This window comes from Variovorax sp. EL159, assembly GCF_900100965.1.
Classification (GTDB): domain Bacteria; phylum Pseudomonadota; class Gammaproteobacteria; order Burkholderiales; family Burkholderiaceae_C; genus Variovorax.
In genome coordinates, this window is the sequence record NZ_FMUJ01000001.1 from 766,416 (window position 1) to 778,911 (window position 12,496).

Below are 12,496 nucleotides of genomic sequence, written 5' to 3' on the forward strand. Positions count from 1 at the left end.
GATGCGCCGTCTGTTTTTCATACGGGCTCTTGCTGCACAAGGCATCCGGCACCGTCGTCGATCGACACTTCTCGCGTTGAGCCGAAAGACAATTTGCACCGGCAATGCGGGCCGCGCGACCTCCGGGTTTTCGATAACTAAAGCCGCTTGATTTAGTCGCCTCGCTGAACGATAGTCCTCCTGCGTTCGGATGCCACCGCCTTCTTTTTCCATTGCAAGGCGCGCGTCCGGTTCAACAGACTGCAGGCGCATGGCCGCCTGCCAACGGAGACAAACCATGTTCAGCTCCCGCTCCATCCTGGCCATGGCGGCCATGTCCCTGGCCGCATCCGCCGCCTTCGCGGCCGACCAGCCCGTCATCGGCCTGGTCACCAAGACCGAGACCAACCCCTTCTTCGTGAAGATGAAAGAGGGCGCGCAGGAAGAAGCGAAGAAGCTCGGCGCCAAGCTGCTGTCGGGCGCGGGCAAGGCCGACGGCGACAACGCGGGCCAGATCACCGCGATGGAGAACATGATCGCGGCCGGCGCCAAGACCATCCTCATCACGCCGAGCGATGCCAAGGCCATCGTGCCCGCCATCAAGAAGGCGCGCGACAAGGGCATCATGGTGATCGCGCTCGACAGCCCGGCCGATCCGCCGGACGCGACCGACGCGCTCTTCGCCACCAACAACTACACGGCCGGCGTGCTGATCGGCGAATACGCCAAGGCCGCAATGGCCGGCAAGACGCCCAAGATCGTCGCGCTCGACCTGCTGCCGGGCCACCCGGTGGGCGCGCAACGCCACAACGGCTTCATGAAGGGCTTCGGCCTCGCGGCCAATGACGCCAAGTCGAACGAACTGTCGAAGGCGCCAGAGATCGTCTGCATGGCCGACAGCTTCGGCGACCAGGCCAAGGCACAGACCGTGATGGAAAACTGCCTGCAGAAGGCGCCCGACGTGAACCTCGTCTACACCATCAACGAGCCCGCCGCGGCCGGTGCCTACAACGCGCTCAAGCGCGCCGGCAAAGAGAAGGGCGTGATGATCGTCTCGGTCGACGGCGGCTGCCAGGGCATCAAGGACACCAACGCCGGCATCATCGCCGCGACCTCGCAGCAGTACCCGCTGAAGATGGCCGCCATGGGCGTGGCCGCTGGCGTCGAGTTCGCCAAGACCGGCAAGAAGGCCTCGGGCTATGTCGACACCGGCGTGACGCTGATCGCCGGCAAGAGCGTGGCGGGTGTCGACAGCAAGGACACCAAGACCGGCGCCGAACTGTGCTGGGGCAAGAAGTAAACAAGTAGCCCCAGGGAGGCACATCGATGGCGAAATCCGCAACGCACCACATTCCGTGGGGCGCTCTGGGGCCGTGGCTGGCCCTGCTCGGCGCGTGCATTTTCTTTGCGACGCAGTCCGACCGTTTTCTCACGGGCGAGAACCTCTCGCTGATCCTGCAGCAGGTGATGGTGGTCGGCGTGATCGCCATCGGCCAGACGCTCATCATCCTCACGGCCGGCATCGACCTGTCGTGCGGCATGGTGATGGCGCTGGGCGGGATCATCATGACCAAGTTCGCCACTGAACTCGGCATGCCGGTGCCGGTCGCCATCCTCTGCGGCATCGGCGTGACCACGCTGTTCGGGCTGGTCAACGGCCTGCTGGTCACGCGCATCAAGCTGCCGCCTTTCATCGTGACGCTGGGCACGCTCAACATCGCCTTCGCGATCACGCAGCTGTACTCGTCGTCGCAGACCATCACCGACCTGCCCACCGGCCTCACGGGGCTCGGTACCACCTTCGCCATCGGTGGTGCCGAAGTGGCATGGGGCTCGGTGCTCATGGTGGTGCTCTACGGCCTCGCGTGGTTCGTGCTGCGCGAGACGGGCGCGGGGCGCCACATCTATGCCGTGGGCAACAACGCCGAAGCCACGCGGCTGGTCGGCATCCCGACGCAGCGCGTGCTGCTCGGCGTGTACGTGGCGGCGGGCGTGCTCTATGGCATCGCTTCGCTGCTGTCGGTGGCGCGCACTGGCGTGGGCGATCCGAATGCGGGCCAGACCGAGAACCTCGACGCCATCACGGCAGTGGTGCTAGGCGGCACCAGCCTCTTTGGTGGGCGCGGCATTGTGCTGGGCTCGCTGATCGGCGTGCTCATCGTCGGCGTGTTCCGCAACGGGCTCACGCTGATGGGCGTGTCGTCGATCTACCAGGTGCTGGTGACGGGCGTGCTCGTGATTCTTGCGGTGGCCGCCGATCAACTCTCGCGCAAGGGGGCTCGCTGATGAACACGCAAGCCAACCCCAAGATCGTGATGCAGGCCAGGGGCCTGGTGAAGCGCTACGGACAGGTCACCGCGCTCGACGGCGTCGATTTCGAATTGCGCGAAGGAGAAATCCTCGCGGTGATCGGCGACAACGGCGCGGGCAAGTCGTCGCTCATCAAGGCGCTGTCGGGTGCGGTCGTGCCCGACCAGGGCGAGATCCTGCTCGACGGCGCGCCGGTGCACTTTCGCAACCCGCTCGACGCACGGCGTGCAGGCATCGAGACGGTCTATCAAGACCTCGCCGTCGCGCCCGCGATGACCATCTACGAAAACCTCTTTCTCGGTCGTGAGCTGCGCCGCCCCGGCTTCCTGGGCAACGTGCTGCGCATGCTCGACAAGAAGAAGATGCTGCAGGAAAGCATGGCACGCATGTCCGACCTGAAGGTCGGCATCCAGTCGATGACGCAGGCGGTCGAAACGCTCTCTGGCGGCCAGCGCCAGTGCGTGGCGGTGGCGCGCAGCGCGGCCTTTGCGCGGCACGTCGTCATCATGGACGAGCCCACCGCCGCGCTCGGCGTGAAAGAAGGCAACATGGTGCTGGAGCTGATCCGCCGCGTGCGCGATCGCGGCCTGCCCGTGGTGCTCATCAGCCACAACATGCCGCACGTGTTCGAGGTGGCCGACCGCATCCACGTGGCGCGCCTGGGCAAGCGCGCGGCCGTGCTCAACCCGAAGAAGATCAGCATGAGCGACACCGTGGCCGTGATGACCGGCGCCATGACCGCCGACCAGTTGCCCGCGGAGGCGCATGCCTGATGCAGAAGCCACGGCGCCCCCGCCCGACCTGCTGCGTCCGCGCGGCTCCAACCAGGTCGGCATGCGCCAGTTCAACGAGCGCGTGGTGCTGCAGGCACTGCGCGTTCACACGAGCCTGCCCAAGGCCGACCTGGCACGGCTCACCGGGCTGAGCGCGCAGACCATCGGGCTCATCACCGCGCGGCTCGAAGAAGACCAGCTCATCGTCAAGCAGAGCCGCGTGCGTGGCCGCATCGGGCAGCCCTCGGTGCCGCTCGCGCTCAACCCCGACGGCGCCTTCGCCATCGGCATCAAGGTGGGCCGGCGCGGTGCCGAGTGGCTGCTGATCGACTTCACCGCGCAGGTGCGCGAACGCCATGCAGTGAACTACGACTTTCCCGATGCGGCCGCGTTGCTGCCGGCCATTGCCCAGCACATCCACCGGCTGCGCGACGGGCTCGGCCCGCTGGCCGCGCGCAACGTTGGCGTGGGCCTGGCCGCGCCGTTCCTGCTCGGTGGCTGGCACCGCACGCTGGGCCTTTCCAAGGCGCAGTCGGACGAATGGAACCAGATGGACCTGCTGGCCGAGGTGCGGGCGCGCACCGAAGTGCCGGTGAGCTTTGCGCGCGACACGGTGGCGGCCTGCGCGGCCGAACTGGTCGGCGGGCGCGGGCACGACCTCAAGAGCTTCCTGTACATCTTCGTCGACACCTTCGTGGGCGGCGGGTTGGTCATCAACTCGCATCTGCACACGGGGGCACACAGCAATGCTGGGGCGTTGGCTTCGTTGCCGATGCAATCGGCGCGGGCCGATGGCGCACTGCCGCCGCAGGTGATGGCCGAAGCCTCGCTGTGGGAGCTGGAGCAGCGCTTGCAGCACGAAGGACTCGACCCGACGGCCGCCTATGACGATCGTGCGTTGCAACCACCGTTTGCCGCCGCGACGCAGGCCTGGCTCGGCTCCGCGTCGTTGGCACTGGCGCATGCCATCGTCAGCAGCACCGCGGTGCTCGATCTGGCCGACGTGGTGATGGACGGCTCGATGTCGCGCGCCTTGCTGCAGGCCCTGCTTGAGCAGACCCGCGCGGCACTCGCGCAGTGCAATTGGGAGGGGCTGTGGCGCCCGCAGCTGCACGGGGGCAGGGTGGGGGCACAGGCTTGTGCGCTAGGCGGGGCGATGCTGCCGCTGCATGCGAACTTCGCGCCGGATCACGATGTGTTCCTGAAGGCGGGTTGAGGGGCCGAGGTTCGCTGGCCTCTCTCGTGGCTTCGACGCAGGCGGGGCGATGTGTCCCGATAATGCGGGCCCCTTGCAAAGAACCGAATCAATGAGCACCGCAGATTTCCTCTTCGCCCCCGAGGTGCAAAAGCTCCTGATGGTTGCCTACGCGGCGCCCGATCAACAGTTTTCTTCCAGCGAGCTGGCCCAGCGAACCAAGCTCGCCCCCGACGATGTGGTGCGCACCCTGGAGCATCTGGTCGGCAGCGGCATCCTGAAGCGGCAGAAGCCGAAGGGGGACGAGGCCGATACCGTCTCGATCGACCGCGCCTTCCTCTTTCACGACGAGCTGCGCAGCATCGCCCTGAAGTCGTTCGCCGCCGCCGAGCCGGTTCGCGCGATGCTGCGCGCCAAGTTCAAGGATTCGGTGTTGCGCGCCTTCATCCTGGCGGAGGACAAGGACGGCACGCTGGAACTGCTCGTCGTGCACGGGCAGTTGATGCCCGATGAAGCCGCCATGGCGACCGCCTGCCAGAAGCTGTCGAAGAGCATCCACCGGCACCTGAAGGTGCACGTCATCTCGAACGCCCGCTTCAATGGCCTCACGCAGCGCGACCCGCTCATGCCGAAGCCTTCGGCGCTCGAGATCCTCAAGCTCGGGGATACGAAGGCCCAGTTGCCCGTCGAAAAGATCGGCCTTCTGCAAAGCGCGAAGAAGAAGCTGGCGACGCTGTCCCGCGCGTCGAGCTAGCGAACCGGGGAACAGCCGCCGGGCTATTTGTTCCTGTCTCTCGCAACCGCGAGGCTGCGGGCTTGCGCGATCAACGGCTCGATCGTCTCGAAGGTCTTGTCGCTCGGGTTGATCACGCAGACCCAGTACATCTTTCCGTACACCGGATGCGGCATCAGCCGGTCGAGCGCGGTGAAGTCGATGTCGGTCTGTTCCTGCTCGCCGAACAGCGCGCGAAAGGTCTCCTTGCCCACGCCGATGTTCAGGCGAAACACGCCGGGGCGGTCCAGCTTCGAGGCGCTGTCGAATTCGCTGTCCTTCGTCACGAGGGTGGCAAAGGGAAACTTGTTGTCCGCGTTGTGAAAGAAGAAGGTGTTGTCGTCGGCCACCTCGAAGTGGCCGCCGGGCAGAAGGTCGATGAAGTGGTCGGTGATGGCGTCTTCGGTCATGCCCGCGATCTTGCCTGCGTTCCGTTCAGGGGTGCCAGCGCCGAAGGCCCAGTTCGTCCGCCAGCTGGCGGTAGCGCTTGATCTGCGCCTGCACGTAGTCGTCGAGCGCGGGGCCGGTCAGGTCGAAGGGGTAGAGCCCGTGCCGCTCGCGCAGCGCGGCGTAGCCGGGCGCGGTGCTTGCCTCGCGCAGGGCGTTGGTCCATGCGCGCACGGCGGCCTCGGGCACGTCGGCGCTCAGGTAGAGGCCGCGCACGGTCGGCCACACCAGCTCCACGCCTTGCTCGCGCGCGGTCGGCACGCCGGTGAGCGCGCCGCCCAGCCGCGTGTCCGACAGCACGGCCAGCAGGCGCACGGCCGCACCGCCTTCGATGGCCTGCAGCGCTTCGGCCGCATCGCCGGGGAACGCGTCGACGTGCTTGCCCTGCATCGCGCTCAGCGCATCGCCGCCGCCCTCGAAGGACACGAAGCGCATGGCCTTGTGGTCTTGCCCCGCGGCGCGCACCAGCAGTGCGGCCTTGACCCAGTCCTGGCTGCCGACGGTGCCGCCTGCGCCGAAAGCGATGCGCGACGGCTCCTGCCGCAGCGCGGCGACCAGATCCTGCAGGCGCTTGTAAGGCGAGTCGCGGTGCACCGCGATCACGCCGTAGTCGGTGCCCAGCGTGGCGATCCAGCGCACGGCCGATGGCGGATGCGGCCCGAAGCGGCCTTGCGCCATGTTGAGCAGCGAGCCGCTCGAAAACGCCACCAGCGTGCCCGGCCCGCCGAGGCGCCCGGTGGCGATGCGGTCGAAGGCCACGGCGCCGATGCCGCCCGGCAGATAGCGCAACGTCAGCGGCGGGCGCCCGGGGCGCACGGCCTGCAGCGCATCGCGCGCGAGTGCGCAGGTCAGGGCGAAGCCGCCGCCGGCCTTGGCTGGAATCACGCATTCGGCTGCGCCTTGCGAGGGATCGTCCGCGGCCATCGCGCGCAGGCCGGGCCACGGCATCAGCAGCGCGGACAGCGCGCGAAGGGCATGGCGGCGGGCAATGAAGGGCGGCATGGTCGTCGGTGCGGCGTGCCGCTCAGGCAGCGGCAGGGCGAGGCCACCAGATGATCGCATGCAGGCCCGTGCCCGTCTCGCGCGGTTCGAGCCGCACCTCGCCTCGGTGCCGCTGCGCGATGGACCGCGCAATGGCCAGCCCGAGCCCGAAGCCGCCCTTGCCCGCACGCGCGCCGCGCCGAAAGCGCTGGCCGAGCGCGGCACGTTCTTCTTCGCTAAGGCCGGGCCCGTCGTCTTCGACGTTGAGGCTCCAGCCGGCCGCATCGCCCGCGGCAAAGAGCGTGATCGTGCCTTCGGCCGGCGTGTACGCGATGGCGTTCGTCACGAGGTTGCTCAGGGCCTCGCGCATCAGACTGCGGTCGGCCACTGCCAGGAACTCCGGCGCGGGCGAGTGGATGCCCAGGTCGATGCGTTTGGCGCGCGCCAGCGGCAGCAGGTCGACCGCCACTTCGCGCAGCAGCGCCGCGAGATCGGTCTCGGCAGGCTCGACCGACACCGTGTCGCTGCGGCCGAGCGCCAGCAGCTGTTGCGCGCTGCGCGTGGCGCGGCCGATCTCGGTGCCCAGCGCGTCGAGCGCGAGCTGCACCTGCGCCGGGTCTTGCTCGCGCCGGGCGTAGTCGGCCTGCATCTGCAGCGTGGTCAGGTGCGTGCGCAGCTGGTGCGAGGCATCGTCCAGAAACTGGCGCTGCTGCGTCACCAGGTCTTGCGTGCGCGACATCTGCTGGTTGACCGCCGCCACCAGTGGCCGCACCTCGGCCGGCAGGTCGGCCTCGGCGATGCGCGTCAGGTCGTCGGGCGTGCGCGCCTGCACCTCGCGCGCCAGCCGCGACAACGGCCGCAGCGCCGCCGCCAGCGCAATCGCCGTGCCGCACAGCAGCATCGCCAGCACCAGCCCGTCGCGCAGGGCCGCGCTGCGCACGAAGCGCGCGCTGAACTCCTGCCGCGAGCGCGTGCTCTCGCCCACCTGGATCAGCACGCTGCGCCCGGTGCTGCCGGCCGGTGCGCGGTCGAGGTCGCGCCGGTAGGCGGCCAGCCGCACGGCCTCGCCGAAGTAGGTGGCGTCGTAGAAGGTCGGCACGCCCATCGCCAGCGCGGTGGGCGGCGCGGGCAGGTCGGCGCTGCCCAGCTCGACCAGCCCGTCGGAGGTCGCGACCCGAAAGAACACCTGCCCGCTGGCCGTCAGCTCGAAGAACTCGAACATCGTGTACGGCAGCTCGACCGAGAGGCCGCCCGAGGCGGTCGAAATGTTGGCGTCGATGGACTTGAGTGCGCCCAGCAGCGAGCGGTCGTAGGCCGCGTTGGCGGCCGCCAGCGCGTTGTGCCGCGTCATCCACAGCTCCAGGCCCGTCACCACCAGCAGGGCGGGGAACAGCAGCAGCGCGAGCCGCTGCCACAGGCTTGCGCGCCGCAACCGTTCACGCAGGCGTGGCAAGACGCTCACTCAGTCGGCTTCCAGCACGTAGCCGAGCCCGCGCAGCGTGACGATGCGCACGCCGCTGCCGTCCAGCCGCTTGCGCAGCCGGTAGACAAACACCTCGACCGCCTCGGGGTGCACTTCTTCGTCGTCGGAAAACACCCGCTCCAGGATCTGCTGCTTCGACAGCGGCTCGCCACTGCGCTGCACCAGCACGCGCAGCACCGCCAGCTCGCGCGGCGACAGGGCGAGTGCTTCGCCGTTCAGCGTGAAGTGCCGGCGCGCGCCGTCGTACACCAGCGGGCCGCACGCCAGGCGCGGATGCTCGATGCCCCGCGCGCGACGCACCAGCGCATGCAGGCGCGCCTCCAACTCGGCCAGCGCAAAGGGCTTGGCCAGGAAGTCGTCGGCACCCGCGTTGAGCGAGGCGACGCGCTCGTTCACCGAATCGCGCGCCGTGAGGATCAGCGCCGGCAGCCGCTGGTCGCGCTCGCGCAGGCGCTGCAGCACCGTGTGGCCATCGAGCCCGGGCAGGCCCAGGTCGAGCACCAGCGCATCGTGGTCGCGCTGCTGCAATGCCCGGTCGGCCAGCCGGCCGTCGTCCACCCACTCGACCTGGATGCCCGCATGCTCCAGCGCCTTGCAGAGCCAGGTGCCCAGGGTGTGTTCGTCTTCGGCCAGCAGGATGCGCATGGCGCGATGCTAGAACGTGAAACGCTCAATCAGGCTTGATGTTTGCCCTTGCGATGACTTTCTGCCAGCGCGCCTGCTCGGCAGCAATGAACTGCGCGAACTGCTCGGGCGTGCTGCCGACAGCTTCGGCCGCGTCGCCCGTCAGCCGCTGCATCGAGTCGGGCGACTTCACCGCCTTCATCGTCTCGGCCGAGAGCTTGGCCAGGTTGGCCGGCGCGAAATTGGCCGGCGCCAGCATGCCGTACCACTGCGTCATCTCGAAGCCGGGGAAGCCTTGCTCGGCCACCGTCGGCACGTCGGGCAACTGCGGCAGCCGCTTGGTCGAGCCGGTGGCAATGCAGCGCACCTTGCCGGCCTTGATGAAGGGAATGATCGCCGCCGCGCCGATGGCCGAGGCGTCGAGCCGGCCCGAGAGCAGGTCGGTCACCATCGGGCCGGTGCCGCGGTAGGGCACGTGCAGCATGAACACGTCGGCCGTCATCTTCAGGTACTCGAAGGCCAGGTGGCCGGCGCTGCCGTTGCCGGCGGAGCCGTAGCTCAGCTTGCCCGGCTTCGACTTGGCGTAGGCGATGAACTCCTTGAGGTTCTTCGCCGGCACGTCCGGGTGCACCACGTACAGGCTGGGCACCTTGGCCAGCAGGCTCACGGGCTTGAAATCCTTGTTGGCGTCGTAGGGCAGCTTGGCAAAGATGTACGGGTTGACCGCCAGCGTGCCGATGTGGCCGAGGACGATCGTGTGCTGGTCGGTGCTGCGCGCCACCTCGCTCATCGCGATGTTGCCGGCCGCACCCGGCTTGTTGTCGACGAACACGCTCTGGCCCAAGGTGCGCGAGAGTTCGGCGGCCGTCGAGCGCGCAACGATTTCGGAGCTGCCGCCGGGCGCGAAAGGCACGACGAAGCGGATCGACTTGCTCGGCCAGGTGTCTTGCGCCGAAGCGATGGAAGGCAGCAGGCCGCCCAGGGAGAGGGCGCCGCCGGCTTGCAGCCAGTGGCGGCGGTTCAGGCGGGCGTCGTTCGAAAAGAGGTCGGACATGGGGCTTTGTCTCCAGCGCTTTTGGATTGAAAGCGCGCATCCTGCCCGGCGGATGCTGTCGGAATGCTGTCAGTCGAGCCTGCCGGCTTTCAGATCAGGTTGCGCATCGCCTGCGCCGTCTCGCGCAGCACCGGCAGCACGCGCGCCACGGCGTCTTCCGAACTTTCATGCCCCATCGGCATCGTGATGTTCAGTGCGCCGACCAGCGTGCCGTGCCGGTCGCGCAGCGGCACCGCGATCCCGCGCGAGTTCAGGTCGAGCTGCTGCTCCGACAACGCCCAGCCCTGCGCGCGGATGCGTGCCAGCTCGAGCTTCATTCGCTCCATGCTGGCGATGGTGTGCGAGGTGAACACGGTGAGCTGTCGCGTCGCCAGCCATTCGTTCAGCTCCGCGTCGCTGCGCAGGGCCAGCATCAGCATGCCCGAGGCCGTCACCTGCGCCGGCACGCGCGCACCCAGCACGTAGCCGGTGCTCATGCTGCGGTTGGGGCCGTTGCGGGCGATGTAGATCACCTCGTCGCCGTCCATCACGCTGAGGTAGGCGATCTCGTTGGTGCCGGCCGCCACGCGCTGCAGAAAGGGCTGCACCACGCGCGGCAGGCGGGCCGACTCCAGGTACGAGCGGCCCAGGCGCAGCACGCGGGGCGTGAGCCAGAAGAGTTTGCCGTCGCTCGCCACGTAGCCCATGTGCTGCAAGGTCAGCAGGTAGCGCCGCGCGGCGGTGCGCGTCATGTTCGTGCGCTGGCCGGCCTGGCTGGCGGTGAGGCGCGGGTTGGCGTCGTCGAAGGCCTCGATGATGCTCACGCCGCGCTCCAGCCCGGCGATCCAGTCGCGCTTGTCCAGCCCGGCGGGCGGTGTCGAATCGTCCTTGCTCATGGGGCGAAGTGTGCCTGCGGCGGCCGGTTTTGAAAGTGCATCGGGTGACGGTGAAAACCCTTGGTTTGAACGATTGTCGATTTTTTCAGATCGATGATCGAACGTTTTGACAAATCCAAGGCTGCATGGAAGAGGGGATGAGACTATAAAGCTCGGCATCCGGCCTCTCAAAGAGCGATTGACGAACGGAAAGCATGCACATGAGCCATTCCATCAGCGGCAGCACCCAGGCGTATCTGATCCCGGGCGATCCGGTCCGCAACGTGCGGCTGCCGCGCATGTTCAACGCCACCTTCGAGCGTTTCGGCATCGACGCCGTGCTGCTGCCCATGCAGGTGCCGGTGCGCGACTTCGCGGTGTTCTTCAAGTCGGCCTTTCTGGCGCGCAACGTGCGCGGCATGGTGATCGCGCCACCGCACAAGCCGCTGGTGGTCGATCTGCTCGATGGCTGCGGCTTGTTCGGGCGGGTGGCGGGCTCGGTCAACGTGGTGCGCCGCACCGAGGGCGACCAGCTCGAAGGCGACCTGTTCGACGGCGAAGGCCTCATCGGCGCGCTCGACCACTGCAACATTCCCTTTCGCGGCAAGCGCGTGCTGATCCTTGGCGCGGGCGTGAGCGCCGCGGCCATCGGCGTGGCGCTGGCCGAGGGCGGCACGGTGAATGGCGCGGAATACATCGCCTTCCACGACAGCGCGGCCGGCAAGGCCGCCGGCGTGGCCGCCAAGCTCGATGCCTTCTTCGATGCGACCGTGGTCGCGGTCGACAGCAACGCGCCCGAGGGCTACGACCTCGTGATCAACGCCACGCCGCTCGGGCTGGTCGAAGGCGATGCGCTGCCGCTCGACGTGGCGCGCATGGACAGCCATGCGGCGCTGTTCGACATTCTTCTGCGCAACCAGCCCACGCCGCTGGTGCGCGCGGCCTGGGCACGCGGGCTGCATGCGCAGGCCGGCTTCGAGATGCTGATCCAGCAGATGCCGCACTACCTGCGCTACTTCGGCCATGCCGATGCGGCCACGGCCTTGCGGGCCGATGCGAACTTCCTGCGCGAGATCGTCTATCCGCCCGCCATGCACGGCGAGATCGCACAGCCGATCCGATATCACTCGGCCAACGTCGCCTGAACCTATTCCTTCATTGTTGAAACGACTCCCATGATTTCCGGCAAGACAACGCTCATCGCCCACCTCGGCTATCCGACCGAGGCCTTCAAGGCGCCGATGATCTACAACCCCTGGTTCGACAAGCAGGGCATCGACGCGGTGGTGGTGCCGATGGGCGTGAAGCCCGAGGACTACGCGGCCTCGCTGCCGCAGATCTTCAGGTTCTCGAACCTCCGCGGCGCGCTGGTCACCATGCCGCACAAGGTCACGACGATGGCGCTGGTGGACGAAGTGACGCCGACCGCGCGTGTCGCGGGCGCCTGCAACGCCATCCTCAAGCGGCCCGACGGCACGCTGCTGGGCGACCAGTTCGACGGCGCGGGCTTCGTGCGTGGCGTGGAGCGCAAGGGGCGGCTGTTCAAGGGCACGCGCGTGCTGGTGTCGGGCACTGGCGGCGTGGGCTCGGCCATCGCGGCATCGATCGCGGCGGCCGGCGCGGCCGAGCTGATGCTGTTCGACATGAGCGATGCATCGGCGAACGCGCTGGCCGCACGCCTGCGCGAAAACTATCCGCAGATGAAAGTGGCCACGGGCTCGAAAGACCCAGCCGGCTTCGACGTGGTCGTCAACGCCACGCCGCTCGGCATGAAGGAGGGCGACCCGCTGCCCTTCGACGTGGACCGCATCAGCCCCGACACCTTCGTCGGCGAGGTCGTGATGAAGACCGAATACACGCCGCTGCTGCAGGCCGCCAAGGCCAAGGGCTGCCAGGTGCAGGTCGGCACCGACATGCTCTTCGAGATGATTCCGGCGTACCTCGAGTTCTTCGGTTTTGGCACAGCGTCCCCGGAGGAATTGCGCGCCGTGGCCCAATTGAAGTATTGAAAGTTCAGGTCACCG

Annotated in this window: 13 protein-coding genes; 7 read left to right on the forward strand and 6 right to left on the reverse strand. The window is 67.9% G+C overall.

Annotated features, from left to right (window positions below):
* The first annotated feature begins 277 nt into the window (after nt 1-277).
* From BLQ28_RS03645 to BLQ28_RS03665, 5 genes are all read left to right on the forward strand, one after another.
* Nucleotides 278-1,279 (forward strand): sugar ABC transporter substrate-binding protein, encoded by a 1,002-nt coding sequence (locus tag BLQ28_RS03645; RefSeq protein ID WP_093237173.1) that lies wholly within the window; start codon nt 278-280, stop codon nt 1,277-1,279.
* Between the two features lie 26 nt (nt 1,280-1,305).
* Nucleotides 1,306-2,265, forward strand: coding sequence for an ABC transporter permease (locus BLQ28_RS03650; RefSeq protein WP_093237174.1), 960 nt, complete (start codon nt 1,306-1,308; stop codon nt 2,263-2,265).
* Nucleotides 2,265-3,062, forward strand: a complete 798-nt coding sequence (locus tag BLQ28_RS03655; protein WP_093237175.1) for an ATP-binding cassette domain-containing protein — start codon at nt 2,265-2,267, stop codon at nt 3,060-3,062. The genes BLQ28_RS03650 and BLQ28_RS03655 overlap by 1 nt, the downstream gene beginning before the upstream one ends.
* Nucleotides 3,055-4,278 carry an ROK family transcriptional regulator gene (locus BLQ28_RS03660; protein ID WP_093237176.1) on the forward strand — a complete coding sequence of 408 codons (1,224 nt, stop codon included), beginning with the start codon at nt 3,055-3,057 and terminating at the stop codon, nt 4,276-4,278. The genes BLQ28_RS03655 and BLQ28_RS03660 overlap by 8 nt, the downstream gene beginning before the upstream one ends.
* A 91-nt stretch (nt 4,279-4,369) precedes the next feature.
* Complete coding sequence (locus BLQ28_RS03665; protein WP_093237177.1) at nt 4,370-5,011, forward strand: hypothetical protein; 642 nt, start codon at nt 4,370-4,372, stop codon at nt 5,009-5,011.
* 23 nt (nt 5,012-5,034) lie between these two features.
* Here the strand turns inward: BLQ28_RS03665 and BLQ28_RS03670 are convergent, their stop codons facing one another.
* From BLQ28_RS03670 to BLQ28_RS03695, 6 genes are all read right to left on the reverse strand, one after another.
* The gene (locus BLQ28_RS03670; RefSeq protein WP_093237178.1) at nt 5,035-5,439 is read right to left on the reverse strand and encodes a DUF6194 family protein; all 405 of its coding nucleotides are present in this window, start codon (nt 5,437-5,439) and stop codon (nt 5,035-5,037) included.
* Nucleotides 5,440-5,464: 25 nt separating this feature from the next.
* Nucleotides 5,465-6,478 (reverse strand): Bug family tripartite tricarboxylate transporter substrate binding protein, encoded by a 1,014-nt coding sequence (locus BLQ28_RS03675; protein ID WP_256327154.1) that lies wholly within the window; start codon nt 6,476-6,478, stop codon nt 5,465-5,467.
* Nucleotides 6,479-6,500: 22 nt separating this feature from the next.
* Nucleotides 6,501-7,919: a sensor histidine kinase gene (locus BLQ28_RS03680; RefSeq protein WP_256327155.1), complete on the reverse strand. Its 1,419-nt coding sequence runs from the start codon at nt 7,917-7,919 to the stop codon at nt 6,501-6,503.
* Nucleotides 7,920-8,585, reverse strand: coding sequence for a response regulator (locus BLQ28_RS03685; RefSeq protein WP_093237180.1), 666 nt, complete (start codon nt 8,583-8,585; stop codon nt 7,920-7,922).
* 25 nt (nt 8,586-8,610) lie between these two features.
* Complete coding sequence (locus BLQ28_RS03690; RefSeq protein WP_093237181.1) at nt 8,611-9,618, reverse strand: Bug family tripartite tricarboxylate transporter substrate binding protein; 1,008 nt, start codon at nt 9,616-9,618, stop codon at nt 8,611-8,613.
* Nucleotides 9,619-9,707: 89 nt separating this feature from the next.
* Nucleotides 9,708-10,493, reverse strand: coding sequence for an IclR family transcriptional regulator domain-containing protein (locus tag BLQ28_RS03695; protein ID WP_093237182.1), 786 nt, complete (start codon nt 10,491-10,493; stop codon nt 9,708-9,710).
* 200 nt (nt 10,494-10,693) lie between these two features.
* Between BLQ28_RS03695 and BLQ28_RS03700 the strand changes: the two genes are divergently transcribed.
* Both BLQ28_RS03700 and BLQ28_RS03705 read left to right on the forward strand, forming a co-directional pair.
* Nucleotides 10,694-11,617 (forward strand): shikimate dehydrogenase family protein, encoded by a 924-nt coding sequence (locus BLQ28_RS03700; protein WP_093237183.1) that lies wholly within the window; start codon nt 10,694-10,696, stop codon nt 11,615-11,617.
* Nucleotides 11,618-11,647: 30 nt separating this feature from the next.
* Nucleotides 11,648-12,481 (forward strand): shikimate dehydrogenase family protein, encoded by an 834-nt coding sequence (locus BLQ28_RS03705; RefSeq protein ID WP_093237184.1) that lies wholly within the window; start codon nt 11,648-11,650, stop codon nt 12,479-12,481.
* Nucleotides 12,482-12,496 lie beyond the last annotated feature (15 nt).

What these genes read in the sequence shown, in the direction of transcription:
- BLQ28_RS03655 (WP_093237175.1), top strand. Translation starts at nt 2,265, where the DNA reads ATGAACACGCAAGCCAACCCCAAGATCGTGATGCAGGCCAGGGGCCTG.
- BLQ28_RS03670 (WP_093237178.1), bottom strand. Translation starts at nt 5,439, where the DNA reads ATGACCGAAGACGCCATCACCGACCACTTCATCGACCTTCTGCCCGGC.
- BLQ28_RS03685 (WP_093237180.1), bottom strand. Translation starts at nt 8,585, where the DNA reads ATGCGCATCCTGCTGGCCGAAGACGAACACACCCTGGGCACCTGGCTC.
- BLQ28_RS03645 (WP_093237173.1), top strand. Translation starts at nt 278, where the DNA reads ATGTTCAGCTCCCGCTCCATCCTGGCCATGGCGGCCATGTCCCTGGCC.
- BLQ28_RS03665 (WP_093237177.1), top strand. Translation starts at nt 4,370, where the DNA reads ATGAGCACCGCAGATTTCCTCTTCGCCCCCGAGGTGCAAAAGCTCCTG.
- BLQ28_RS03660 (WP_093237176.1), top strand. Translation starts at nt 3,055, where the DNA reads ATGCCTGATGCAGAAGCCACGGCGCCCCCGCCCGACCTGCTGCGTCCG.
- BLQ28_RS03690 (WP_093237181.1), bottom strand. Translation starts at nt 9,618, where the DNA reads ATGTCCGACCTCTTTTCGAACGACGCCCGCCTGAACCGCCGCCACTGG.
- BLQ28_RS03700 (WP_093237183.1), top strand. Translation starts at nt 10,694, where the DNA reads ATGAGCCATTCCATCAGCGGCAGCACCCAGGCGTATCTGATCCCGGGC.
- BLQ28_RS03705 (WP_093237184.1), top strand. Translation starts at nt 11,648, where the DNA reads ATGATTTCCGGCAAGACAACGCTCATCGCCCACCTCGGCTATCCGACC.
- BLQ28_RS03675 (WP_256327154.1), bottom strand. Translation starts at nt 6,478, where the DNA reads ATGCCGCCCTTCATTGCCCGCCGCCATGCCCTTCGCGCGCTGTCCGCG.
- BLQ28_RS03695 (WP_093237182.1), bottom strand. Translation starts at nt 10,493, where the DNA reads ATGAGCAAGGACGATTCGACACCGCCCGCCGGGCTGGACAAGCGCGAC.
- BLQ28_RS03650 (WP_093237174.1), top strand. Translation starts at nt 1,306, where the DNA reads ATGGCGAAATCCGCAACGCACCACATTCCGTGGGGCGCTCTGGGGCCG.